The organism is Pseudorhodoferax soli (genome assembly GCF_003337555.1).
Taxonomy (GTDB): domain Bacteria; phylum Pseudomonadota; class Gammaproteobacteria; order Burkholderiales; family Burkholderiaceae_C; genus Pseudorhodoferax; species Pseudorhodoferax soli.
The window spans coordinates 923602-948884 of sequence record NZ_QPJK01000001.1; the positions used below are offsets into that span (position 1 = coordinate 923602).

General features: G+C 68.6%; 22 protein-coding genes. 12 read left to right on the forward strand and 10 right to left on the reverse strand.

The features are described from left to right. The first annotated feature begins 21 nt into the window (after window positions 1-21). On the forward strand, window positions 22-900 hold the full coding sequence (locus DES41_RS04220) for a LysR family transcriptional regulator (protein ID WP_114466180.1): 879 nt from the start codon (window positions 22-24) through the stop codon (window positions 898-900). A 162-nt stretch (window positions 901-1062) separates the two neighbouring features. Further along, window positions 1063-1560, forward strand: a complete 498-nt coding sequence (locus DES41_RS04225) for a P-loop nucleotide/nucleoside kinase family protein (RefSeq protein ID WP_114466181.1) — start codon at window positions 1063-1065, stop codon at window positions 1558-1560. 9 nt (window positions 1561-1569) lie between these two features. Here the strand turns inward: DES41_RS04225 and DES41_RS04230 are convergent, their stop codons facing one another. Next, a complete protein-coding gene (locus DES41_RS04230; RefSeq protein ID WP_114466182.1) occupies window positions 1570-4089 on the reverse strand; it encodes an ABC transporter permease in 2520 nt (839 codons plus the stop codon). A 108-nt stretch (window positions 4090-4197) separates the two neighbouring features. On the opposite strand from DES41_RS04230, the gene DES41_RS04235 reads away from it, so the two are divergent. Beyond that, window positions 4198-5136: an SMP-30/gluconolactonase/LRE family protein gene (locus DES41_RS04235; protein ID WP_114466183.1), complete on the forward strand. Its 939-nt coding sequence runs from the start codon at window positions 4198-4200 to the stop codon at window positions 5134-5136. A 49-nt stretch (window positions 5137-5185) separates the two neighbouring features. On the opposite strand, the gene DES41_RS04240 is transcribed toward DES41_RS04235, so the two are convergent. The 5 genes from DES41_RS04240 to argG all read right to left on the reverse strand — a co-directional run bounded on the left by DES41_RS04240 (window position 5186) and on the right by argG (window position 10805). After that, the gene (locus tag DES41_RS04240; protein ID WP_114466822.1) at window positions 5186-6178 is read right to left on the reverse strand and encodes a Bug family tripartite tricarboxylate transporter substrate binding protein; all 993 of its coding nucleotides are present in this window, start codon (window positions 6176-6178) and stop codon (window positions 5186-5188) included. 80 nt (window positions 6179-6258) lie between these two features. Further along, complete coding sequence (locus DES41_RS04245) at window positions 6259-6960, reverse strand: MarC family protein (protein WP_114466184.1); 702 nt, start codon at window positions 6958-6960, stop codon at window positions 6259-6261. 16 nt (window positions 6961-6976) lie between these two features. Beyond that, window positions 6977-8509 carry a BCCT family transporter gene (locus tag DES41_RS04250; RefSeq protein WP_114466185.1) on the reverse strand — a complete coding sequence of 511 codons (1533 nt, stop codon included), beginning with the start codon at window positions 8507-8509 and terminating at the stop codon, window positions 6977-6979. Window positions 8510-8750: 241 nt separating this feature from the next. Continuing rightward, entirely contained in the window at window positions 8751-9440 is a 690-nt protein-coding gene (locus DES41_RS04255) for a MarC family protein (protein WP_114466186.1), read from the reverse strand. A 27-nt stretch (window positions 9441-9467) separates the two neighbouring features. Continuing rightward, complete coding sequence (gene argG / locus DES41_RS04260) at window positions 9468-10805, reverse strand: argininosuccinate synthase (RefSeq protein ID WP_114466187.1); 1338 nt, start codon at window positions 10803-10805, stop codon at window positions 9468-9470. 174 nt (window positions 10806-10979) lie between these two features. Here argG and DES41_RS04265 point away from each other — a divergent pair, with 174 nt between their 5' ends. From DES41_RS04265 to DES41_RS04280, 4 genes are all read left to right on the forward strand, one after another. After that, window positions 10980-12377, forward strand: a complete 1398-nt coding sequence (locus DES41_RS04265) for a DUF3696 domain-containing protein (RefSeq protein ID WP_114466188.1) — start codon at window positions 10980-10982, stop codon at window positions 12375-12377. Then, entirely contained in the window at window positions 12374-12913 is a 540-nt protein-coding gene (locus DES41_RS04270) for a hypothetical protein (protein ID WP_114466189.1), read from the forward strand. The genes DES41_RS04265 and DES41_RS04270 overlap by 4 nt, the downstream gene beginning before the upstream one ends. Then, window positions 12910-13617, forward strand: coding sequence for an RNA ligase family protein (locus DES41_RS04275; protein ID WP_114466190.1), 708 nt, complete (start codon window positions 12910-12912; stop codon window positions 13615-13617). Before DES41_RS04270 ends, DES41_RS04275 begins: the two co-directional genes overlap by 4 nt. An 86-nt stretch (window positions 13618-13703) precedes the next feature. Continuing rightward, window positions 13704-15098 carry a DHA2 family efflux MFS transporter permease subunit gene (locus DES41_RS04280; RefSeq protein ID WP_170168092.1) on the forward strand — a complete coding sequence of 465 codons (1395 nt, stop codon included), beginning with the start codon at window positions 13704-13706 and terminating at the stop codon, window positions 15096-15098. 4 nt (window positions 15099-15102) lie between these two features. Here DES41_RS04280 and DES41_RS04285 read toward each other — a convergent pair whose 3' ends face one another. Together DES41_RS04285 and fdhD are read right to left on the reverse strand one after the other, a co-directional pair. Further along, a complete protein-coding gene (locus DES41_RS04285; RefSeq protein WP_114466192.1) occupies window positions 15103-15972 on the reverse strand; it encodes a CPBP family intramembrane glutamic endopeptidase in 870 nt (289 codons plus the stop codon). Window positions 15973-16001: 29 nt separating this feature from the next. Continuing rightward, window positions 16002-16829, reverse strand: coding sequence for a formate dehydrogenase accessory sulfurtransferase FdhD (gene fdhD / locus DES41_RS04290; protein ID WP_114466193.1), 828 nt, complete (start codon window positions 16827-16829; stop codon window positions 16002-16004). 99 nt (window positions 16830-16928) lie between these two features. Here fdhD and DES41_RS04295 point away from each other — a divergent pair, with 99 nt between their 5' ends. Next, window positions 16929-18086, forward strand: a complete 1158-nt coding sequence (locus DES41_RS04295; RefSeq protein ID WP_114466194.1) for an ATP-binding protein — start codon at window positions 16929-16931, stop codon at window positions 18084-18086. 7 nt (window positions 18087-18093) lie between these two features. Here DES41_RS04295 and apbC read toward each other — a convergent pair whose 3' ends face one another. Beyond that, window positions 18094-19185: an iron-sulfur cluster carrier protein ApbC gene (apbC, locus tag DES41_RS04300; protein WP_114466195.1), complete on the reverse strand. Its 1092-nt coding sequence runs from the start codon at window positions 19183-19185 to the stop codon at window positions 18094-18096. Between the two features lie 135 nt (window positions 19186-19320). Between apbC and metG the strand changes: the two genes are divergently transcribed. Continuing rightward, window positions 19321-21390, forward strand: coding sequence for a methionine--tRNA ligase (gene metG / locus DES41_RS04305; protein ID WP_114466196.1), 2070 nt, complete (start codon window positions 19321-19323; stop codon window positions 21388-21390). Between the two features lie 17 nt (window positions 21391-21407). Beyond that, a complete protein-coding gene (locus tag DES41_RS04310) occupies window positions 21408-21602 on the forward strand; it encodes a hypothetical protein (RefSeq protein WP_245965558.1) in 195 nt (64 codons plus the stop codon). Between the two features lie 28 nt (window positions 21603-21630). Here DES41_RS04310 and DES41_RS04315 read toward each other — a convergent pair whose 3' ends face one another. Beyond that, window positions 21631-22275 (reverse strand): TetR/AcrR family transcriptional regulator, encoded by a 645-nt coding sequence (locus DES41_RS04315; protein ID WP_114466198.1) that lies wholly within the window; start codon window positions 22273-22275, stop codon window positions 21631-21633. Window positions 22276-22436: 161 nt separating this feature from the next. Between DES41_RS04315 and DES41_RS04320 the strand changes: the two genes are divergently transcribed. Together DES41_RS04320 and DES41_RS04325 are read left to right on the forward strand one after the other, a co-directional pair. Continuing rightward, window positions 22437-23765 carry an NAD(P)/FAD-dependent oxidoreductase gene (locus DES41_RS04320; RefSeq protein ID WP_114466199.1) on the forward strand — a complete coding sequence of 443 codons (1329 nt, stop codon included), beginning with the start codon at window positions 22437-22439 and terminating at the stop codon, window positions 23763-23765. A gap of 110 nt (window positions 23766-23875) precedes the next feature. Continuing rightward, window positions 23876-25276 (forward strand): amino acid permease, encoded by a 1401-nt coding sequence (locus tag DES41_RS04325; protein WP_114466200.1) that lies wholly within the window; start codon window positions 23876-23878, stop codon window positions 25274-25276. Window positions 25277-25283 lie beyond the last annotated feature (7 nt).

Here is a 25283-nt window from a genome sequence, read left to right on the forward strand (position 1 = left end):
TCAACTCCGCAATCGGGCCGCATGGACAGCCTCAACACCATCGTCTCCTTCGTGCGCGCGGCCGACCTGCAAGGCTTCGCGGCGGCCGGTCGGGCGCTGGGCATCTCAGCCTCCGCCGTGGGCAAGAACGTGGCCCGGCTCGAACAGCAGCTCGGCGTGCGCCTGTTCCACCGCACCACGCGCCAGGTGCGGCTCACGCAGGAGGGCGAACAGTTCCACGCGCGCTGCCGCCGCATCCTCGACGAACTGGCCGACGCCCAGGCCATGGTGCAGTCGGCCGTGGCCACGCCGCGCGGCCGCCTGCGCGTGAGCCTGCCCGTGATCGGCTACCGCTTCCTGCTGCCCATGCTGCCGGGCTTCAAAGCGCGCTACCCCGAGATCGAGCTCGAACTGGACTTCAACGACCGGCTCGTCGACGTGGTCGAGGAAGGCTTCGACATCGTGGTGCGCAGCGGTGCGCTGGAGGACTCGCCGCTCGTGGCGCGCCGGCTCGGTCCGTTCCGCTTCCTCCTCGTGGCCGCGCCGGCCTACCTGGCGGCCCGCGGCACGCCGCAGCAGCCTGCCGAACTCGCGCAGCACGCCTGCCTGCGCTACCAGTTCGCCAGCAGCGGCAGGATCGAGGACTGGAAGCTGCAAGGCCTGCCCGAACGGCTGCCGACCGCGCTGGTCTGCAACAACATGGAGGCCATGCGCGGCGCGGCCATTGCGGCCATGGGCATCGCCTGGATGCCGGACTTCCTCGCGCAGGAGGCGCTCGCGCGCGGCGAGCTGGTGCAGGTGCTGGCCGACCAGCCGCGCGCGCAGGGCCAGTTCTCGGCGCTGTGGCCGTCGAGCCGTCAGCTCTCGCCCAAGGTGCGGGCCTTCGTGGACTTCGCGGCTGCGCACCTGTTCCAGCAATAGCCCCGCACGGCTACACTCGCTCCCCTCATGGCTTTCACGCTGCGCACCCCGATTAACCGCCGTCCACGGACGGTGGGTTAGCGCGCGGCTTCCAAGCCAAGACGACCCGCCCCAGAAGGCGCGTCGTCAAGGTCTCCTGGGGTTCATCCACCAGGAGATCCCATGACCCGTCCCACCCGTGCCCCCGCCATGCTGCACCTGCTGTGCGGCAGGATCGCGGCCGGCAAATCCACGCTCGCGCGCCACCTGGCGGCGCGGCCGGCCACCGTGCTCGTGCAGGAAGACGCCTGGCTCGCGGTGCTGTACCCGGGGGAGATCCAGGCCCTGCCCGACTACCTGCAGCGCACGGGCCGGCTCAAGGCCATGCTGGGCGAGCACGTGGTCGCGATGCTGCGCAGCGGCGTCTCGGTGGTGCTGGATTTCCCGGCCAACACGCTGGCCCAGCGCGCCTGGATGCGCGGACTGATCGACCAGTCAGGTGCCGCGCACCGGCTGCACCTGCTGGACGTGCCCGAGGCCGTTTGCCGCGCGCGGCTGCAGGCGCGCAACGCCGAGGGCTCTCACCCCTTCCAGACCGACGAAGCGCACTTCAGCCTGATCAACCGCCACTTCGATCCGCCGAGCGCGCGCGAGGGCTTCGCGCTGCAGCGCTACGGCTGATGCGCGGGCTCAGGCGGCGGCGCGGCGCAGCGTGTCGACCACCGGCCGGCGCAGCACGTCGCGCAGGCCCCACCAGCCCGCGCCGAGTGCCAGCACCGCGCCCGCCAGCGCGCCGAACAGCGGCACCCACAGCGAGCCCGACCAGGCGAACTCGAACACGAAGCGCGCCAGCGCCCAGCCCACGGCCATGGCGACGAGCGTGGCCAGCAGGCCGGCCAGCACGCCCACGCCGGCCAGTTCTGCCCGCTGCACCTGGCGCAGCAGCGCGCTGCTGGCGCCCACGGCCCGCATGATCGCGAACTCGCGCGCGCGCTCCTCGCGTGTGGCCGTGATCGCGGCGAACAGCACCACCAGCCCGGCCGCCAGCGTGAAGCCGAACAGGAACTCCACCGCGCGCACCACCTGGTCCAGCACGCGCTGAACCTGGGCCAGTGCGGTGCTCATGTCCACGTTGGTCACGTTCGGGAAGGCGCGCACGAGCGCGTTGTCGAAGCCGGCTGTCTCGGGCGCACGGTAGGCGGCGAGGTAGGTGATGGGCAGGTCGGGCATCGCCGCCACCGGGTACATCACGAAGAAGTTGGCGTGCAGCGAACCCCAGTCGACCTTGCGCAGCGAGGTGATGCGCGCATCGGACGGCACGCCGCCGATGTCGAAGCGGAGCAGGTCGCCGAGCTTGAGGCCCAGCGTCTGCGCCAGCCCTTCCTCGACGCTGACGGCGCCCTGTTCCTCGGGGGTCCAGCGGCCGCCGACGAGTTGGTTGTGCGGCGGCTGCTGGGCGGCATGCGAGAGGTTGAACTCGCGGTCGACCAGGCGCTGCGCGCGCTCGTCCACGTAGTCGGCCGGGTTCACGGGCTTGTCGTTCACGGCCACCAGGCGGCCGCGGAACATCGGGTACCAGTCGTACTGGCGCACGCCGGCGTCGTCCAGCGTCTTGCGGAAGGCATCACCCTGCTCGGGCAGGATGTTGATGACGAAGCGGTTGGGCGCGTCCGGCGGCGTGGCCTGGCGCCAGGCACCGATCAGGTCGGTGCGCAGCAGCACCAGCAGCACCAGCGCCAGCAGCCCGACCGACAGCGCACTGACCTGCACCACGGTGTAGGCCGGCCGCGCCGACACCTGGCGCGTGGCCAGCACCAGCCAGCGCGGCGCGGTGCTCTCGTTCACGCTCTTGCGCAGCAGCCACACCGCCACCCACGACAGTGCGGCGAACAGTAGCACTGCCCCGGCGAAGCCGCCGACCGCGATGAGCCCGAGCTTGATGTCGCTGCTGACGGCGAGCAGCAGGCCGGCAAAGCCCGCGACGCCGAGTGCCAGCACCGCGATGGAGGCCGGCTTGAGCTGCCCCACATCGCGCCGGATCACGCGCAACGGCGGCACCTTGGCCAATTGCAGCACAGGCGGCAGGCCGAAGGCGAACAACAGCGTGAGGCCGATGCCCAGGCCGTAGGCGACGGGCCACAGCGTGGCGGCCGGCAGCGTGGCCTCCACCAGCCCGGCCAGCAGCAGCACGAACATGTAGTGCACGCCGAAGCCCAGCGCCACACCCAGCGCACTGGCGAACAGGCCGACCAGCGCGAACTCGAAGCTGTAGGACAGCGCGATCTTGCGCTGCGACAGCCCCAGCACGCGCAGCATGGCGCAGTCGTCCAGGTGCTTGGACGCGAAGGCACGCGCGGCCAGTGCCACCGCCACCGCGGAGAGCAGCGCCGACAGCAGCGCCACCAGGCTCAGGAATTTCTCGGCCCGGTCCAGCGTCTGGCGCATCTCGGGCCGGCCGCTCTCGATCGATTCGAGCCGCAGGCCGCGTGCCTCGCGCGATTGGATCTGCGCATCGGCCCAGCGCGTGAAGCGCTGCACGGCGGGCTCGTTCCCGGCCACGGCGAAGCGGTAGGTGATGCGGCTGGCCGGCTGCACCAGGTGCGTGGCCGGCAGGTCGGCGGCGTTGACCATCACGCGCGGCGCAAAGCTCATGAAGCCGCCGCCGCGGTCGGGCTCGATCACGATGATGCGCGTGATGCGGAAACTGCTGTCGCCCAGCAGCAGCGGATCGCCCATCTTCAGGTCCAGGGCGGCCAGCAGCGGCGCATCGACCCAGACCTCGCCCGGCGCGGGGATGTCGCGCGTGTTGGCGCCCTCCTCGCCCGGTTGCTGCGCCACCTTGAGGCTGCCGCGCAGCGGGTAGCCCGTGGGCACGGCCTTCAGTGCCACCAGGCGGCTGGCACCGCCCTGCGCCTCGCCGGCGCGGCCCATGGTCGGAAAGCCCAGCGTGGAGACGGTCTGCAGGCCCAGCGCGCGGGCCTGCTCCTCGAACGAGGCGGGCGGCGGGTTGTCGCTGGCCACCACGGCGTCGCCGCCGATCAGCTGGCGCGCATCGCGCTGCAGCCCGCCCTGCAAGCGGTCGGCGAAGAAGCCCACGGCCGTCAGCGCGGCGACGGCCAGCGTCACCGCCACCAGCAGCAGGCGCAGTTCGCCCGAGCGCAGGTCGCGCCACAACGTGCGCCACCCCAGGGAAAGAAAGGATTGATTCACGGCCGGCTCCGAAGCAGGGGCGGATTATCCCGGCGGGCCGTGCCGACGCGAATGGCCTTCGCGCGGCGGGCATACTGCACAGCCCCTCCCTGCTCCGTCCTACGCACCATGTGGCAACCCGCGACCCGCTACCCCGATCCCGCCGTCGTCGTCCTGGATCCCCGCTTCGCCAAGTACCGCGTCACCTCGGCCGCGGTCGAGCGCATCGCCACCGGCATGCGCTGGGCCGAGGGGCCGGTGTGGTTCGGCGACGGCCGCTACCTGCTGTGGAGCGACGTGCCGAACGACCGCATCATGAAGTGGGATGAGCAGACCGGCGGCGTGAGCGTGTTCCGCCAGCCCTCGGGCAACGCCAACGGCCACACGCGCGACCGCCAGGGCCGCCTGGTGGGTTGCGAGCACCTGGGCCGGCGCATCGTGCGCACCGAGTACGACGGCGGCATCACCACGCTGGTCGACCGCTTCCAGGGCGCGCGGCTGAATTCGCCGAACGACATCGTGGTCAAGTCCGACGGCAGCGTCTGGTTCACCGATCCGCCCTTCGGCATCCTGGGCTGGTACGAGGGCGTGCCGGCCCAGCCGGAGCGGCCCGAATGCGTCTACCGCTTCGACCCGGCCACGGGCAAGACCACCGTGGTGACCGACGCCGTGGCGCGGCCGAACGGCCTGTGCTTCTCGCCCGACGAAAAGCTGCTCTATGTGGTCGAGTCCGGCGCGGCACCCAAGCGCATCCGCGTGTTCGACGTGGCGGGCGACGGGGCCACGCTCACCAACGACCGCGTGTTCTTCACCTGCGAGGCAGAGTCCTCACCGGACGGTTTCCGCTGCGACGTGGACGGCAACCTGTGGGCCGGCTGGGGCACGGGTGAAGGCCAGGACGGCGTGCGCATCTTCGCGCCCGACGGCACCACCATCGGCCGCATCCACCTGCCCGAGCGCTGCGCCAACCTGTGCTTTGGCGGCCGGCACCGCAACCGGCTGTTCATGGCGGCGAGCCAGTCGGTCTATGCGCTGTACGTGAACACGCAGGGGGCGGTGGGGGGCTGAGGAACCCCGCACATCTTCCATGGCGCGGAAGATCTGCAGGGTGGCGCGATCACCCCTCGATCTTGAACCCCGTCTCCTTCACCACGCGCTGCCAACGCGCGTAGTCGTCGCCGATCAGCTTGGCGAACTCGGCCGGGCCGCTGCCCACGGGCGTGTGGTCCAGGCCCTTGAGCCGCTCCTGCATTTCGGGCGTGCGCACGATCTTCTGCACTTCGGCCGAGAGCCGGTCGACGATGGCCTTGGGCGTGCCCTTGGGTGCCAGCAGTCCGGACCAACTGGCGAAGTCCATGTCCTTCACGCCCAGCTCGGCGAGCGTGGGCACGTCAGGCAGCGAGGCCGCCCGCTGCGGGGCCACCACGGCCAATGCGCGCACCTTGCCGGCCTTGATCTGCGGCAGCGTGACGAACGAGTCGAACGACACGTCGACCTCGCCCTTGATGACCGCCTGGGCCTGCATCGAGGTGCCCTTGTACTGCGCGTTGATCAGCGTCGGCGCGCCGATCACGCGCTTGAGCTGGTCGGTCGCCAGCACGATCATGCTGCTGCCCGAGGAGGCGCTCAGCGGCGGGTTGCCAGCCTTGGCCAGCGCCGCGAACTCGGCAAAGTTCTTCACCGGCAGCCCTTCGCGCGCGACGATCACGAACGGGATCGAGCTGATCAGGCTGATCGGCTCCCAGCTGTCGAGCGCGTGGAACTTGGTCTTGTAGATCACTGGCGCCAGCGCCTGCGCGCCGGCGGTGTTCATGAGCAGCGTGTAGCCGTCGGGCGCGGCGCGCGCGGCGATGTCCATGCCGATCACCCCGTTGGCGCCGCCCTTGTTGTCGACGATGAAGGGCTGGCCCAGGATCTCGGACAGCTTCTGCGCGATGAGCCGGGCGACGATGTCGGTGGAACCACCGGCCGTGTAGGGCACGACCATGGTGACGGGGCGGCTTGGATAGGCTTCGCTGGCACGCACCGGCAGCGCGGCGGCAGCCAGGCTGGATGCGATGCCGCCCAGTGCGGCGCGGCGGCCGACGGGTGCATGGAGGAATGAAGGCATGGCGTCTCCCTGGTTGGAGCCGGGCATTGTGGGCAAGGCGGCCAGCGGCGCGCCGGGGGTTTCCCCCAGCCAGGTGTCGCCTAGGCGCTAACCGGCAAGAAGCCGTCGCGCAACATGCCCACGCCGAGCTCGTACACCCCGTCCCAGACGATCTGCACGCCCAGGCACAGCAGGATGAAGGCCGACAGGCGCAGGAAGATGACCGATCCGGCCTCCCCAAGCGGCTTGAGCAGTTGCTGCGCGTAGCGGAACGCCAGGTACAGCAGCACGCCGACGGCCAGCAGCGCCAGCACGCCGCCGGCCATGCGCGCCAACGACAGCGACAGCCGGGCATCGGCCAGCGACACGCCGACCGTGATCGCGGCGGCGATGGAGCCCGGCCCGCAGCTGACCGGAAAGGTCAACGGGTAGAACGCCTGGCGCCGCGCCATGTCGGGCGTGAAGCTCTCGGCCAGCTCGGTGCGGCTGTCCACCGTGGACTGCGTCGCGGTGAGCAGCCGCCACGCGGTGGCCGCGACGATCATGCCGCCGCCCACGCGCACGATGGGCAGCGAGATGCCGAAGAACTCCAGCACATAGGAGCCCACCAGCATCGCGCCCAGCATCAGCCAGAACATGTTGCGGGCGATGCGCCGCGCCAGCAGCGCGCGCGTCGAGGGCGAGGCCCCTTCCGTCAGTCCCAGGAAGATCGGTGCGGTGGCCGCCGGATTCAGGATGGGCAGCAGCGCCGCCAGCACGAACAGGAAGCTCTTGCCGAAGGCGCCCAGCAGTTCGAGGGTCAAGACGGTCTCCGCCGCGTCACGGTTTGGACAGGGGTTGATCCGCCAGCTCGCGCATGCGCCGGCGCAGCGCACGCTCGCGCCGGCGCTCCTCCTCGTAGTCTTCGCGCAGGCCGCGCCACAGGGCCACGGCCATCAGCACGATGACCACCGTGAACGGCAGTGCGAAGACGATGGTGGCCGTCTGCACCGACTGCAGGCCGCCGGCCAGCAGCAGGCTGGCCGCGATGCCGGCCACCAGCAGGCCCCAGGCGACCTTCACGCGCGCGCTGGGGTTCTCGTTGCCGCCGGTGCTCATCATGCCCAGCACCAGCACGGCCGAGTCGCCCGAGGTCACGAAGAACACCACCACCAGGGTCGTGGCGATGCCGGACATCAGCGTGCCCAGCGGCAGCTGGTCGAACAGCGCGAACAGGGCGGTGGAGACATCGGCCTTGACGGCCTCGGCGATGGGCACGTTCTGCATCACCTCCAGGTGCAGGGCGGTGCCGCCGAACACCGAGAACCATACGAAGGCGGCCACCGTGGGCGCAGCCACCGTGCCGAGGATGAACTCGCGCACCGTGCGGCCGCGCGAGACGCGCGCGATGAACAGGCCCACGAACGGCGACCAGGACACCCACCAGGCCCAGTAGAAGATCGTCCAGCCGCCGACCCAGCTGCTGTCGCGGAACGGCGTCATGCGCAGGCTCATGCGCACCAGCTCGCTCAGGTAACTGCCCAGCGTGGTGGTCAGCGTGTCGATGATGGCGATGGTGGGGCCGAGCACGAACACGGCCAGCGCCAGCAGCGCGGCCATGAGCAGGTTGAACGAGGACAGCCACTTGATGCCCTTGGTCACGCCGCTGACGGCCGAGCCGATGAACAGCACGGTCGTCACCGCGATGATGCCCAGCTGCGAAGCCTGGCTCACCGGCAACCCAAGCACCGCGTTGAGCCCGCTGTTGATCTGCAGCGCGCCCATGCCGAGCGAGGCGGCCACACCGAAGGCCGTGGCGATCACGGCCAGCACATTGACGAGCGGGCCGATGCGGCGCAGCGGCGCCCACGGCAGCGACTCCACCGAGGTGCTGACCAGGGCCGAGCCACCGCGGCGGAACTGGAAGAACGCGATGGACAGGGCCACCACGCTGTACACCGCCCAGGGGTGCAGGCCCCAGTGGAAGAAGCTGTAGCGCATGGCGGCATTGGCCGCCTCGGGCGTGTGCGGTGCGATGCCGGGTGGCGGCGCGCCGTAGTGCGAGACCGGCTCTGCCACGCCCCAGAAGACCAGGCCGATGCCCATGCCGGCGGCGAACAACATGGCGAACCATGCGCCGACGGAGAACTCCGGTTCGTCGTCTTCGCCGCCGAGCTTGATGTCGCCATACCGGCTGAAGGCCAGCACCAGCGCCACGACCACCAGGCCCAGCACCAGCCACAGGTAGAACCAGCCGAAGTTGCGTGTGATGAGCGCCAGTGCGCCGTCGAACACGGTGCCCAGGTGGGCGGGGGCGATGACGCCCCACAGAACGATGGCCAGGATGAACCCGGCCGAAACCACGAGTTGCATGTGCTCTTCCTCCTCGAATGACCGACACCTCCGCCGCGGGCGGAGAAACCACATGGCTGACGCATGGCGTCGGCACGCAGGCCGGTGTGATGGATGGATTGGCGGCAGTGCCGGCCCGATGTGCCAGATGGAGTCTGCCGCGGCGAACGCGCGGGAGCTGTCAGCAAGGGCCTGAAACTGTCCCATTGGCAAGGCGCAAAGCGCTTTCGTATACCAGGGAAGTGCCAGAAGGGCGCGTATTCTAGCCGTGTGCTTCCTGCAGCAGCGCCAGCACCAGCTCGTGCACGCCGTTCCAGACGATCTGCACCCCCAGGCACAGCAGGATGAAGGCCGACAACCGCAGGAAGATGATCATGCCGGCCTCGCCCAGCGGCTTGAGCAGCCGGTCGGCGTAGCGGTAGGCCAGGTACACCAGCACGCCGATGGCCAGCAGCGCCAGCACCGCGCCTCCGGTGCGCGCCAGCGCCAGCGACAGCCGCGAATCGGCCAGCGAGACACCCACGGTGATGGCCGCAGTGATGGAACCCGGTCCCGAGGTGATCGGGAAGGTCAGCGGGTAGAAGGCCTGGCGTCGGGCCATCTCGGGCGTATAGGCCTCGGCCAGGGCTGTGCGGTGCTCGCTGGCGGTCTGCGAGGTGTTGAGCAACCGCCAGGCGCTGGCGGCGACGACCATGCCGCCGCCCACGCGCACGATGGGCAGCGAGATGCCGAAGAAATCCAGCACATAGACGCCCACCAGCATGGCGCCCAGCATGAGCCAGAACACGTTGCGCGCGATGCGCCGGGCCAGCAGGGCACGCGTGGGCGCAGAGGCGCCGTCGGTCAGGCTCAGGAACACGGGCGCCGCGGCGGCCGGGTTCAGGATCGGCAGCACCGTCACGAACGCGAACAGGAAGCCCTTGCCCAGGGCCGCCAGCAGTTCCAGCGTCATCACGTGCCGCCGTCTGCGCTGCGGGGCTTACTCGCCCTGCGAGAGCAGCGGCAGGTCGGTGTCGCTGCCCTTGCCGAGCAGGCCCACGCCGGCGTAGATGGCCAGCTTGTCGCGCGTGTCGGCGATGTCCAGGTTGCGCATGGTCAGCTGGCCGATGCGGTCGGCCGGCGTGAAGGCGGCGTCCTCCACCTTCTCCATCGACAGGCGCTCGGGCTTGTACGTGAGGTTCGGGCTGCTGGTGTCCATCAGCGAGTAGTCGTTGCCGCGGCGCAGTTCCAGCGTCACCTCGCCGGTGATGGCGCGGGCCACCCAGCGTTGCGCCGTCTCGCGCAGCATCAGGGCCTGGCTGTCGAACCAGCGGCCCTGGTACAGCAGGCGGCCGAGCTTGCGGCCGTTGGCGCGGTACTGCTCGATGGTGTCTTCGTTGTGGATGCCGGTGACCAGCCGCTCATAGGCGATGTGCAGCAGCGCCATGCCGGGGGCTTCGTAGATGCCGCGGCTCTTGGCTTCGATGATGCGGTTCTCGATCTGGTCGCACATGCCGATGCCATGGCGCCCGCCGATGGCGTTGGCTTCCATGAACAGCTCCAGCGGGCTGGCGAAGCTGCGGCCGTTCAGCGCGACCGGCTGGCCTTCCTCGAAGCGGATCGTGACGGTCTCGGGCTTGACCACCACGTCCTCGCGCCAGAACGCCACGCCCATGATGGGCTTGACGATGTGCATGCCGGCGTTCAGGAACTCCAGGTCCTTGGCCTCGTGCGTGGCGCCCAGCAGGTTGGAGTCGGTCGAATAGGCCTTCTCCACGCTCATCTTGTAGTCGAAGCCGTTGGCGATGAGGTACTCGCTCATCTCCTTGCGGCCACCCAGTTCGTCGATGAACTGCTGGTCCAGCCAGGGCTTGTAGATGCGCAGCTTGGGGTTGGCGAGCAAGCCATAGCGGTAGAAGCGCTCGATGTCGTTGCCCTTGTAGGTGCTGCCATCTCCCCAGATGTCGACACCGTCCTCGCGCATGGCCACCACCAGCACAGTGCCGGTCACTGCGCGGCCCAGCGGCGTGGTGTTGAAGTAGGTGGCGCCGCCGGTGCTGACATGGAAGGCGCCGGACTGGATGGCGGCGATGCCTTCGGAGACCAGTTGGGGCCGGCAGTCGATGAGGCGCGCTTTTTCGGCGCCATAGGCCAGGGCCTTGCGCGGGATATCGTCGTAGTCGGTCTCGTCGGGCTGGCCCAGGTGGGCCGTGTAGGCGCAGGGAATGGCGCCCTTGGCGCGCATCCAGTGCACGGCGGCGCTGGTGTCCAGGCCGCCGGAGAAGGCGATGCCGACGCGCTCGCCTGCGGGCAGGCGGTTCAGGATGGTGGCGGTCATGGGGAAGAGTCCGGGAAGCAGGGAAAGGGCGCGATTTTAGGGCGCCGCGCAAAGCTCAAATAGCGCTGACCGTTGGCAACGCCGCTGGGTAACATCCTTGAGGCCTAGGCTAGCGCTGATCGGCGTGGCCTGGCGGTACGCGCGAGAACAACTCCAAGCAAGACAATCCGAACCATGCTGACCCACCTACGCATTCAGAACTTCAAGGCTTGGCGCGATACGGGACCTGTCCGTTTAGCACCGCTGACCGTGATCTTTGGCGCCAACAGTGCCGGTAAGAGCAGCCTCGGCCATCTACTTCTGGCGCTACAGCAGACCGCACGCTCCACCGATCGCAAACGTGCGTTGCACCTAGGAGACTCCAGTTCGCTGATCGACCTGGGCACCTTTACCGACTGCTTGTACGGTCATGATCTTTCTCAACCGTTGGGCGTGGAACTCGGCTGGCAGTTGCCAAAGGCGCTTGAAGTGCGCGACCCGCTCGTCCCGGCGTCGCGTTACCAGGGCAATGCCATGCGCCTTGATGTGGAGTTGATGGCCAACAAGAGCGGCCAACCGGAAGTTCAGGCCATGGCATATGCGCTGCAAAGTGATGGCAGTACCGTTCTGGACGCGGCGTTGACGCGCGACAGCAACCGCAAGTTCTCGCTAAGTTCGAACAGCTTCGGGTTCAAGATGGCCGATGGCCGCAAGTGGCCGATGGATGAGCCCGAAAAATTCTATCGACTCTCTGACCTCAGCGCAGCGCGCTTCAAGAACGCTGGCTTCATGGCCGACTTGGCTTTGGCCACAGAGGCCATGCTGGACAGCCTTTCGTACCTGGGACCGTTGCGCAGCCATCCACAGCGCATCTACCAATGGTCAGGAGACACACCAGCCAGTGTGGGGGAAACAGGTGCACAAACCGTCGCTGCCATGCTCGCTGCGCAGAACGATGGGCGTCAGCTCAACCGCGGCCCACGCAAGGCCAAACAGGGCTTCGCCCCATTCATTGCAAGTTGGCTGAAGGATCTGGGCGTGATCCACGATTTCTCGGTGCATCCAGTCGCGGAGGGGCGCAAAGAGTATGAGGTGCTGATCAAGACCGGCGCGAAGTCGCCACAGGTCAAGATCACAGACGTGGGTTTTGGCGTCTCTCAGGTGCTTCCCGCGCTGGTGCAAGCGTTCTACTGCCCGCCCCACTCGACGGTGTGGATGGAGCAGCCTGAGATCCATCTCCACCCGCAGGTGCAGGCTGAGTTGGCTGACGTATTCATTTCCGCGATCCAGGCCCGACAGGACAGCGTGGAACGCCATGTGCAACTGATTGTCGAAAGCCACTCCGAGCACTTCTTGAATCGGCTGCAGCGCCGCGTAGCCGAGGGTGTCCTGACGCCCGACGACGTGGCGATCTACTTCTGCCGGCGCTCGAACGCTGGTGCGGAACTGGAGCCTCTGCGCTTGAATGTCCTCGGCGACATCGAGAACTGGCCTGAGAACTTTTTTGGCGACGAGATGGCCGACATCGCGGCACGCACGCTGGCAGCGATGAGCCGCAAACGGGCCGAGGCCGCAAGGGCCGACAGGGCATGAAAGCGGTCATCGACACGAATGTGTTGTTGGTCGCGAATGGCGACCATGCGGACGTCTCGGCCGACTGCATCGAAGCCTGCGTCAGACGGCTGCAGGCCATGCAAGCCCGCGGCACTCCCGTTATAGACGATGGCTTTCGCATCTTGGGCGAATACCTGCACAAAACCCGCGTCAACCCGCCCAAAGGTGTTGGCGATGTGTTCCTGAAGTGGCTTTTGCGCGAAGCCAACAACCTGAATCGAGTGCAGCAGGTCACGCTGACAGAACTCCGAGCCGATTGCTTCGCCGAGTTCCCCGACTCGGCACTGGAACCCCTATTCGACGCTCCTGACCGCAAGTTCGCAGCCGTTGCGCATGCGCATCAAGACAGGCCACCTGTATGGCAGGCTGCCGACAGCAAATGGCTTGACTGGTGGCGGCCACTGGCCGGCCATGGCGTGCGGGTCGAGTTTCTCTGTGCCGCGGACGCTTGCCGCTTCTACGCCGGCAAGTTCCCTGACAAGCCCCCACCGCAGTTGCCGCCGTCCGTCTTGTGAGCCGCTTCGTCCGCTTCCCCCACACCGCACATCTGGCCTGGCTGGCCAGTGGCGAGCCCCGCGACGACAAGGTGTTGTCGGCACAGGAGGCTTTGGATCTGCTGCGGCACAAGGTGGTACTGGAAGAAAAAGTGGACGGCGCCAACCTGGGTTTTTCGGTTGGCGCAGCAGGGGAATTGCGTGCGCAGAACCGTGGCCAATACTTGGCTGAACCGCACGCTGGACAGTTCAGCCGGTTGCCCAACTGGCTTGCCGTTCACGGCGCCGTCATCACCGAATCGCTGTTGGAGCATGCTGATCAGGAGCTGATGCTATTCGGCGAATGGTGTGCCGCGCGGCACTCGCTGGACTACACCCGCCTGCCGGACTGGTTCGTGCTGTTCGACGTGCTAGAAGCCGCTACCGGCCGCTTCTGGAGCAGCACACGCCGCAACGCCCTGGCCAAACGCCTGGGGTTGGCCACTACCCCTGAGTTGACCCGTGGCCGCTTCAGCCTGAGCGACTTGAAGGCGCAACTTAGGCAGACCTCAAGCCGGTTCCGTGACGGCCCGATGGAAGGAGTCGTCGTGCGGCAGGAGTCGGACGATTGGTGCGAACAGCGCGCCAAGCTGGTGCGTGCCGACTTCACGCAAACCATTGCCGGGCATTGGCGTAGTCGACATATCGAATGGAACCGGCTCGTCGCCACGGCAGCAGACGGGTGACACATTCTTCGGTTGACTCTATCAACCCTCGCCAAACAATGGAGACAATGTCAACTAATAACCCCACCCCCGGCAGCCACCGGCGCGTGACACTGACCGTCGCGGCCGTGATGTTCATGCTGATGCTGGACAGCAGCATCCTGAACACCTCGCTGCCGTCCATCGCGCGCGACCTCGGCGCCCAGCCGCTGGCGCTCAGCGCCACCATCACGGCCTACCTGCTGGCCAGCGCCGTGGTGCTGCCGCTGGCCTCCTGGCTGGCCGACCGTCACGGCATGCGGCGGCTGTTCCTCGTGGCCGTGGGCGTGTTCACGCTGGCCTCGCTGCTGTGCGGACTGGCGCAGACGTCCGGCCAGCTCATCGCAGCACGGGCGCTGCAGGGCCTGGGCGGCGGGTTGCTGCTGCCGATCGGCCGCGCCATCGCGCTGCGCGGTTCGCGCACCGAAGACCGCATCGCCATCACCGCGCTGCTGACCTGGCCCGTGCTGTTCGCGCCCGTGCTGGGGCCGCCGCTGGGCGGCTTCATCACGACGTATTGGTCCTGGCACTGGAACTTCCTGCTCAACGTGCCGATCGGCCTGGCCGGCCTGTGGCTGGTGCGGCGCTGGGTGCCGGCCGACGGCACGCCCGCGCCGCGCCCGCTGGACAGGCCTGGCGCCGTGGGCGCCATCGGCGGGTTGTGCCTGTTGATCGCGGGGCTGGAGTCGGCCGCGCATGCGACCGATCCGGCGTCCTCGCGCCTGCCCGCGCTGCTGGCCATCCCGGCTGGCCTGGCGCTGTTGGCCTGGACGGCCCGCCACCTGCAGCGCGCGCCGCACCCGCTCGTGAGCCTGGCGCCGTTCGGCTGGCGCAGCTTCTCGATCGCCGCGCTGGGCGGCACGCTGGCCTCGATGAGCATCCAGGCCACGCCCTTCCTGCTGCCGCTCTTCTTCCAGCTCGGCCTGGGCCACGACGCGGTGACGGCCGGCGCCATGCTGCTGCCCTACTTCCTGGGCAACCTGGCGCTCAAGTCGGTGACCACGCCCATCCTCAAGCGCTTCGGCTTCCGGCGCGTGCTGCTGGTGGCGGGCAGCCTCAGCGTGCTGGGCATCGCCACGTTCGCAGCCGTGACGCCGCAGACCGGCTGGCCCGTTCTGGCCGCGTTGCTGGTGCTGGCCGGCTGTGCGCGCTCCATGCTGCTGACGGCCAACTCCACGCTCATGATGATCGAGCTCCCCAGTGCGCAGATGGGCGCAGGCTCCACGCTGTCGGCCATGACCATGCAGGTCTCCGGGGCCATGGGCGTGGCGGTGGCGGCGCTGGCCCTGGCGCTGGCGGGCCAACTGCATGGGACGCACGCACAGGCCGCGGGCCAGGTGCTGCTGCAGGACTTCCAAGTCGCCTTCCTGGCCGTGGCCGCCGTCGGCGCGCTCGCGCTGTGGCACTACCGCCACGTGCCCGCGGATGTGGGCGCGGGCATGCTGGCCGGCAAGGCCGCCTGAGGCTTCAGCGGCCGGCGAGCGCGGGATAGGTGAAGGCCAGCGCATGCACGGCGTTGACCGCGAAGTGCACGCACACCGCAGCGCCCAGCCGGCCCGTCAAGGCATAGGCCAACGCCGCCCCCAGGCCCGTGAGGCCTGCCAGCAGCGCCATGCGCGGCCCGCCCGCCAGATGGGCCAGGCCGAACAGCGCGGCCGACAGCAGCACCGCGGCGGCCGTGCGTGCGGCCGATGCCCGGCCACCGAAGCGGCCGGCCAATGCGTCCTGCACCAGCAGGCGGAACAGCGCCTCTTCGGCCACGCAGGTCAGCAGCAGGTTCACGGGCAGGAACAACGCCAGCGGCAGGTTCCACTTGAGGTCCGGCCGCACCATGCCCAACCACCACGCCAGGCCCAGCACGAGCGCCACCGTCGCCAGTGCGGTCGCCGACGCCACGCCCATGGCGCGCCGGCGGTCGCCAGAGGCAGGCGCTGCCAGCAGCACCAGCAGCGCCAGGCCCACCGAGCCCTTGTCGAAGTTCAGGTACTGCGTGAACGGCCGTGCGCCTGCCGACAGACGCACGCCGTCCAGCAACACCGGGTTGGAGAAGCCCGGCACGCGGTGCAAGGCAAGCGCGGCGCACAGCCCCGCCAACGCCAGCCAGAGCACGAGGACCACCGCCCGGTTCTGCGCGCGCGGCAGCGCGGCCGCCAGCATGAACAAGGCGGCCAGTGCCGCCATCGCCGGAGGCTGCAGCCAGCCCTTGTTCCAGGCCATGGCCACAGCCGCGCCGTACAGCAAGGCCCAGGGCGGCACCTGGCCCGGCCAGCCACCGCGCGGCGGCGGCAAGCAGCCGGCGACGACGGACAACAGCAACAGGACGAAAGGGACGGGCATGGCTCAGGCCACGCCCCGGCGGCGCGCCGTCAAGCCGCGACCGCCCAGACCAGCCGCTCGGGGTGCGTGTAGACGCTGAGGCGGTCACCGCGCGCGAAGCCGACCAATGCCAGGTTGGCGTCGGCCGCCAGGTCGATCGCGAGCCCGGTCACGCCCGAGACGGCGGCCAGCAATGCGCTGCCCGCGCGGACGGTCTTGCCCACCATCTCGTAGCTGGCGCGGCTGGTCACGACAACGAAACCATCCTGCGCCGGGCGGTTCGCCGCCAGCAGCGCGCCGACCAGCTTGTCGAGCGCGTTGTGACGGCCCACATCCTCGCGCACCATCACCAGCTGGCCCTGGGCATCGGCGAAGCCCGCCGCATGCGTGGCACCGCTGGCATCGCGCAGCGGCTGGCGCTGGTTCAGGGCCTGCACCGCCTGCGACACGGCGGCGGCATCGAAGCGGACATCGCTCTGCAGCGGCGCAGGCCGCTGCACGGCCTGCGGCAGGCTCTCGGCGCCGCACAGGCCGCAACCGGTGCGGCCCGTCAGGCTGCGGCGCCTGTCCTTGAGCCGCGCGAAGCAGCCGGAAGCGATCTGCAACTGCACGGTGAGTCCGCCACAGCCCGGCGCGAGCACGATGTCGCGCACGTCGGCACGGCTGTCGACGATGCCCTCGGTCAGCGAGAAGCCGAGCGCGAAATCCTCCAGGTCCAGCGGCGTGGCCAGCATCACGGCGTGCGAGATGCCGTTGTATTCGAGCGCCACCGGCACTTCCTCGGCCACGCAATCGGTGCCGGGCGCGCCCGGCTCACGCGTGACGGGGGCCCTGCGCGTGCCGGTGAAAGTGCTGGAGGAAAGATCCTGAGCTTGCATGCTGGAGAGTCTCGCACCAACGGCATGGCCCCATGACCGGCTTTGCCATCGCCTGTCTCAGTCCTTGTGAATTGACCAAGCTACGCTCAAAATGCAAGGATGATTGAACGCCGCCTTGCCGCCGACCTGCGCGAACGCCTGGGCTTCTACCCCGGCGTGGTGCTGCTGGGTCCGCGCCAGGTAGGCAAGACCACGCTGGCCCGCGTCATTGCCGCCGAACATGCGGATGCGCTGGTGCTCGACCTCGAACGCCCCGGCGACCGTGCCCAGTTGGCCGAACCCGAACTGTTCCTCGCCCAGCACCGCCAACGGCTGGTGGTACTGGACGAAGTACAGATGCTGCCCGATCTGTTCACCCAGCTGCGCCCGGAGATCGATGCCGACCGCCGCGCCGGCCGCTTCCTGCTGCTGGGCTCGGCCAGTGGCGCCTTGCTGCGCCAGCGCACCGAGTCGCTGGCTGGCCGCGTGGGCTATCTGGAGCTCACGCCGCTGCTGGCCAGCGAGTTGCCGGCCGACCTGGCAACGCTGCAGCAGCTGTGGCACCGCGGCGGCTTTCCGCAGGCGCAGCTGGCGCCCAGCGAGCGCCTCTCCTATGCCTGGCGCCAGGACTTCATCCAGACCTTCTTGCAGCGCGACCTGCCGCAGATGGGCGTGGGGGTGGCAGCCGACCCCTTGCACCGCTTCTGGCGCATGCTGGCCCATCTGCAGGGGCAGCTGTTCAACGCCTCGCAGCTGGGCATGTCGCTGGGCGGCGCCTCGCACAGCACGGCCACGCGCTACCTCGACCTGCTGGTGGATACGCTGATTGTGCGGCGGCTCGAGCCCTTCCTGCCCAACGTGGGCAAGCGTCTCGTGAAATCGCCCAAGGTCTACATCCGCGACAGCGGCCTGGTGCACGCGTTGCTGAACATCGCCAGCCTCTCCGATCTACAGGGCCACCCCATCGTCGGGGCGTCCTGGGAGGGCTTCGTCGTCGAGCAGGTGCGCGCACTGTTGCCGGCGGGCGCCGAGATGGGCTTCTACCGCACTGCCGCCGGTGCAGAACTCGACATCGTGGTGCAGACCGGCACGCGGCGCCTGGGCATCGAGGTGAAGTTTTCGGCCGCTCCCACAGTGACCAAGGGCTTCTGGCAGGCCATGGGCGACCTGCAGCCAGCGCGGACCGTGGTGGTGGCACCGGTGGCCCGCGCCTATCCGCTCAGGAACGGCGTGGACGTGGTGCCGGTCTGGGCGCTGCCCGAGTTGCTCGCGGCCTGAAGGTGGCTCAGGTGTCCTTGGAGACCTTGATGGTCGGGAACTTGGACGAGAAATCCTTGTTCTTCTGCGCGATGGCCACTGCCACCTGGCGCGCCACGGACTTGTAGATGCCTGCGAGTTCGCCATCGGGCTCGGCCACCACGGTGGGCGTGCCGCTGTCGGCCTGCTCGCGGATGGCCATGGCCAGCGGCAGTGCGCCCAGGTAGTCGAGCTTGTACTCGGCCGCCATCTTCTGGCCGCCGTGGGCACCGAAGATGTGCTCCTGGTGGCCGCAGTTGCTGCACACGTGCACGGCCATGTTTTCCACCAAGCCGAGGATGGGCACGCCCACCTTCTCGAACATCTTGATGGCCTTCTTGGCGTCGATCAGCGCGATGTCCTGCGGCGTGGTGACGATGACGGCGCCGGTCATGGGCACGCGCTGCGACAGCGTGAGCTGGATGTCGCCGGTGCCGGGTGGCAGGTCGACGATCAGGTAGTCCAGCTCCTGCCAGTTGGTCTGGCGCAGCATCTGCTCCAGCGCCTGCGTGGCCATGGGGCCACGCCAGATCATGGCCTGGTCCTGGTCGACCAGGAGGCCGATGGACATTACCTGCACGCCATGGCCGAGTAACGGCTCCATGGTCTTGCCGTCCGAACTCTCGGGCCGGCCGTTCACGCCCATCATCATGGCCTGGCTGGGGCCGTAGATGTCGGCGTCCAGCAAGCCCACGCTGGCGCCCTCGGCGGCCAGCGCCAGCGCCAGGTTGGCCGAGGTGGTGCTCTTGCCCACGCCGCCCTTGCCCGAGGCCACGGCAACGATGTTCTTCACACCCGGCAGCAGCTGCACGCCGCGCTGCACGGCATGCGCGGTGATCTTGCTGGAGATGTTGACGGAGACGTTGTCCACGCCCGGCACGCTGCGCGCCGCGGCCACCAGCGCGCTGCGCAGCGCGGCGATCTGGCTCTTGGCCGGGTAGCCCAGTTCGACGTCGAACGCCACCTCGCCGCCCTGCACGCTCAGATTGCGCAGCACCTTGGTGGACACGAAGTCCTTGCCGGTGTTGGGATCGACCACCTGCTTGAGCGCGTCGGTCAGCGCCTGTTCCGTCACTGGCATGTTGGCATTCACTCCTTTGGGGGCGCAAAGTGTACCGAGCCGGGTGCGCAGCGCAGCGCGCTCCTAAAATACCCGTCCCTTGCGCGCCGGCCGGCGCGCAACGCCACCGCCCATCCCAGAAAGCGCCCTCTCCAGATGTCCGCCCCGCGCAAGATCTTCGCCACCACCGCGCTGCCGTACGCCAACGGCAACTTCCACATCGGCCACATCATGGAGTACATCCAGGCCGACATCTGGGTGCGGTTCCAGCGCATGCGCGGCGCAGAGGTGAACTTCGTCGGTGCCGACGATGCGCACGGCGCGCCCATCATGATCGCGGCCGAGAAGGCCGGCAAGACGCCCCAGCAGTTCGTGGCCGACATCGCCGCGGGCCGCAAGCAGTACCTGGACGGCTTCCACGTCGCCTTCGACAACTGGAGCCACACCGACAGCGCGGAGAACCACGCGCTGTGCGCGGACATCTACCGCGCCCTGCGCGCGGCCGGCCTGATCGCGCAGAAGAGCGTGGAGCAGTTCTTCGATCCCGAGAAGAACATGTTCCTGCCCGACCGCTTCATCAAGGGCGAATGCCCGAACTGCGGCGCCAAGGACCAGTACGGCGACAACTGCGAGGTGTGCAGCGCCGTCTACACCCCCACCGACCTCAAGAACCCGTACTCGGCGCTGAGCGGCGCCAAGCCCGTGCTGCGCACCAGCGAGCACTTCTTCTTCAGCCTGTCCGACCCGCGCTGCGCCGAATACCTGCAGGGCTGGATCACCGACAGCGGGCTGCAGCCTGAAGTGGCCAACAAGGTGCGCGAGTGGTTCACCGTGCGCAAGAACGCCGACGGCAGCACCAGCGAAGGCCTCGCGGACTGGGACATCTCGCGCGAGGCGCCCTACTTCGGCATCGAGATTCCCGATGCGCCGGGCAAGTACTTCTACGTGTGGTTCGACGCGCCCATCGGCTACCTGGCTTCGCTGAAAAACCTGCTGGGCCGGCGCGGCCAGGATTTCGACGCCTACATGGCCGACCCGGCCCTGGAGCAGTACCACTTCATCGGCAAGGACATCGTCACCTTCCACACGCTGTTCTGGCCCGCCGTGCTGCATTTCGCCGGGCGCAAGGTGCCGAACAACGTGTTCGTGCACGGCTTCCTGACGGTCAACAACGGCGAGAAGATGAGCAAGAGCCGCGGCACCGGCCTGGACCCGCTCAAGTACCTGAGCCTCTCCATGAACGCCGAGTGGCTGCGCTACTACATCGCCGCCAAGCTCAACGGGCGCAACGAGGATGTCGACTTCAACCCCGACGACTTCATGGCGCGCGTGAACGCCGACCTGATCGGCAAGTTCGTCAACATCGCCTCGCGCGCGGCCGGCTTCATCGCCAAGCGCTTCGCGGGGCAGCTGGGCACGCCCGGCGCCGACGGGCAAGCCCTGCTGGCCCAGCTGCAGGCGCAGGCTGGCGACATCGCCGAGGCCTTCGAGCGCCGCGACACCGCGCGCGCGCTGCGCGAGGTCATGCTGCTGGCCGACCGCGTGAACGAGTACGTGGACGCCAACAAGCCCTGGGAACTGGCCAAGCAGGAAGGCGCGGATGCGCGGCTGCAGGACGTCTGCACCACCTGCATCGAGGCCTTCCGGCTGCTGGCGCTGTACCTGAAGCCCGTGCTGCCGGCACTGGCCGCGCAGGTCGAGGCTTTCCTCAAGGTCGATGCACTGCAATGGCCGCACGCCGGCCAGCTGCTGGGCGCGGGCCATGCGATCGGCGTGTACCAGCACCTGATGCAGCGCGTGGACATCAAGCAGCTCGATGCACTGTTCGAGCCGCCCGCAGCACCCGAGCCCGAGAAGCCGCTGCCCGGTGGCGAGGAGATCGCCGAGACCATCACGATCGACGACTTCACCAAGATCGACCTGCGCATCGCCAAGATCGTGGCCTGCGAGAAGGTCGAGGGCTCCACCAAGCTGCTGCGCCTGACGCTCGACGCTGGCGAAGGCCGCATGCGCAACGTGTTCAGCGGCATCGCCAGCGCCTACCAGCCCGAGCAGTTGGTCGGCAAGCTGACCGTCATGGTGGCCAACCTGGCGCCGCGCAAGATGAAGTTCGGTGTCAGCGAAGGCATGGTGCTGGCCGGCAGCCATGCCGACGAGAAGGCCCAGCCCGGCATCCATGTGCTGGAGCCCTGGCCCGGCGCGCAACCGGGCATGCGGGTGCGCTGATGCGCTGGGCCACCGCCATGCTTGCCGCCCTCGCCTGCATGGCCTCGGGTGGTTGCGCGGTGGTGACGGTGGCAGGCGCGGCCATCAGCGTGGGTGCCACGGCCGTGGGCGTCGCGGCCGACGTGGCCGTCGGGGCCGTCAAGGTCACCGGCAAGGCCGTGGGCGCGGCCGTGGATGCGGTGACGCCCGGCAGCGCACAGGGCACCGAATAGCGGCGCCCTCACCGCAGGCCGGCGCCGCTCAGTGCGCGCGGTGCGTGCAGGCGCCCGCGATCAGCTCGGCCAGCACCTCCAGGCTGCCCGCCTTCTCGGCGGCATCGACCGTGAACAGCTCCTGCACCGCTGCGCCGCGCAGCGAGGAGAACACCACCGAGGCCACGCCCTGCGGATGGGGATGTGCCTTCAACTCGGGGAAGGTGGCGAAGAACTGTGTGTAAAAGCCCCGGTCCACCTCTTCGCGGTAGCTCTCGATGCGGGCGAACAGCGACGGTATCGCCTTGCAACCGAAGAACAGGCTCCAGGCCGTCTGGTAGTTGGGCGCGCCGAAGATGTGTTGCCAGGCACGTTGGACGAACTGCGGGGCGCGCTGGTCCAGCGGGAGTTCCGGATCCGGCCAGACCCCGCCCTGGTCGCCCAGCGGCGCCATGACCTCGGCCACCAGCCGCTCCATCAGCACATCGCGGCTTTCGAAGTGGTGCTGCAGCGCACCCATGCTGACCTCGGCACGGCGCGCGATCGCTTGTAGCGTGGCACTCTTGAAGCCCTCTTCCCGCAGCAGCGTGAGCGCCGCCTCGATGATCTTGCGCCGGGTGGCTTCGACCCGCTCGCTCTGCGGCGTGCGGACGCGGGCTTCATCCTGGGGCGTGGTGCTGCGGCGAGAGATCATGCACAAATAATAAATTGATATGGCTGCAGGACCTCCGCACGTGCCGCTCTAACTTTTTTCAAATGGCCTGTCCATAGGGTCATCTACTAAATAATAATAATTTATTGATACTGCACAATTTCCGGACTGGCCCATAAAGCCTCACCAGCCGGAGTGCACCCTTGACCCACCACATCGACCGCCTGCCGACCGACGACAACACCAACGGCTGGAGTGCTCTGCTCGGCCCGCGTCAGCCGCGCGCGCCGCTGCAGCAGGATCTGTCGGTGGACTTCCTGGTCATCGGCGCCGGCTATGCCGGCCTGGCCGCTGCCCGCCAGCTGGCGGCGCAGGAGCCTGAGGCCAGCATCGCCGTGGTCGATGCCAGCGTGGTGGGCGAGAACGCATCGGGCCGCAACTCTGGCTTCGCCATCGACCTGCCGCACAGCTCGGCCCCGTCCGACGCCGACGTCGAAGCCGGCCGGCGCGTGATCCGGGTCAACCGCTTCGCGGTGGACGCGCTGGAACGCCTGGTGGCCGAACACCGCATCCAGTGCGACTGGGCCCGGCGTGGCCGCTACCACGTGGCGGTGACGGACGAGGTGGCCGAGAGCGCGCTGCAGCCCTATGTGCGCAACCTGAAGGCCTGGGACGAGCCCTACGCCTACCTGGACCGCGACGCGCTGCGCAAGCGCCTGGGCACCAGCTACTACGCAGCCGCGGTCTACACCCCGGGCACCCGGCTGCTGAACCCGGCCGCACTGGTGCGGGGCCTGGCCGACAGCCTGCCCGCGCAGGTGCAGCTGTTCGAGAACACGCCGGTCGTCGAAGTCGAACTGAAGGGCGCGAACCCGCATGTGCGCACGGCCCAGGGCCGCCGCATCCGTGCCGGCCGGGTGATCCTGACCGTCAATGCCTACTCGCAGTCCTTCGGCGTTTTCCGTGAACGCCAGCTGCCGGTGCTGCTGTTCGCCAGCCTCACGCACCGCCTGGACACCGCCCAGCTGGCGCGCCTCGGCTCCGAGCCCGTCTGGGGCGTGACGCCCGCCCACGGCGTCGCCGGCTCCACCGTGCGGCTGACGGCCGATGGGCGGCTGATGATCCGCCAGGGATTCGAGTACTCGCCAGAGCTGCGCACCGACGAAGCCCGGCGCGCCGAGGCCCGTGCGATGAACCTGGAGCTGCTGCGCCGCCGCTTCCCGCAGCTGGGCGCCATCGCGCTGGAGCACTTCTGGATGGGCTGGCTGGCCGTCTCGCACAACCACGCGCCGGCTTTCGACCAGATCGGGCCGCAGGCCTGGGCGGCCTCTTGCTGCAACGGCTCGGGCATCGTGCGGCACACGGCGGCCGGCATGCTGATCGCCGACCATGCCCTGGGCCACAAGAACCCGCTGATCGACGACTTCCTGGTGCAGGGAACGGCCAACTACATCCCGCCGCGCCCGGTGCGCGACGTCGGTGTGGGCCTGTCCCTGGCCTGGGACATGTGGCGCGGCAAGGCCGAGCAGTGACCCCGCTTCGCCCCCGACATCCCGCGCATCCCCGACACCCCGGACATCCCCAAAAAAGGCGGCCACGAGCCGCCGCCCTGCCCCGCACCTTCACACGAGGAGACATTCCCATGACACCCACCCACTCCGGCCACCTGGAGCGCAAGCTCCAGAGCCGCCACATCCAGCTGATCGCGCTGGGCGGCACCATCGGCACCGGCCTGTTCCTGGGCTCGGCCGGCATCATCGAGATGGCCGGCCCGGCCGTGCTGCTGGGCTACGCGATCGGCGGCGCGCTGATCTTCCTGATCATGCGTTTCCTGGGCGAGATGCTGGTCGAGGCGCCCAACGCCGGCTCGTTCAGCTACTTCGCCAACCGCCACCTGGGCCGCTTCGCGGGCTTCCTGTCGGGCTGGAACTGCGTCGCGCTGTACGTGCTGGTGGGCATGCTCGAGCTGACCGCCTGCGGCAAGTTCATCCAGTACTGGTGGCCCGAGGTGCCGACCTGGGCCACGGCGGCCGTGTTCTTCGTGCTGATCAACGCGGTGAACTTCATCAACGTCAAGGCCTATGGCGAGTTCGAGTTCTGGTTCGCGCTGATCAAGATCGTCGCCGTGGTGGCCATGATCGCCACCGGCATCTACCTGCTGTCGACCAGCGGCAGCCCGACGCAGACCGTCCGCAACCTGTGGACGCACGGCGGCTTCATGCCCAACGGCATCGGCGGCCTGGTCATGTCGCTGGCGTTCATCATGTTCGCGTTCGGCGGCGTGGAAATGCTGGGCTTCGCGGCGGCGGAGACGGACCAGCCGCGCAAGGTCATCCCCAAGGCCATCAACCAGCTGGTCTGGCGCGTGCTCGTGTTCTACGTGGGTTCGATGGCGGTGCTGCTCTCGCTGACGCCCTGGACCGACCTGGTCGCGCAGCTCAAGGCCGGCGGCGACACCTACAGCAACAGCCCCTTCGTGCTGGTGATCTCGGGCATCGGCCAGAAACTGGCAGCCCACGTGCTGAACTTCGTGATCCTGACCGCCACGCTGTCGGTCTACAACAGCATGGTCTACAGCACCAGCCGCCTGCTGTACGGCATGGCCAGCGAAGGCAATGCGCCCGGGTCGCTGATGCAGGTCAACCGACGCGGCGTGCCGGTGCGCGCCATCGTCTACCCCGGCCTGGCCACCGCCCTGTGCGTGGTGCTGAACTATGTGGCGCCGCAAGGACTGATCGAGCTGCTGATGTCGCTGATCGTGGCTGCGCTGGTGATCACCTGGGTCGTGATCATCGTCACCCACATGCGCTTTCGCCGCGATGCGGTGCGCAACGGGACGCCGCTGGCCTTCCGCGCGCCGTTCGCCCCCGTGTCCAACGTCATTTGCCTGGCCGGCATGGCGCTGGTGGTTGGCGTGATGCTGCTGACCCCGTCCATCCGCGGCTCGGCGCTGGCCATCCCTGTCTGGATCGGCGCGCTGTACCTCGCCTACCGCACCGTGTCGTCCCGTCCGGCCCTGCCATCCGTGCAGGGCGCCGCTTGAGAAAACC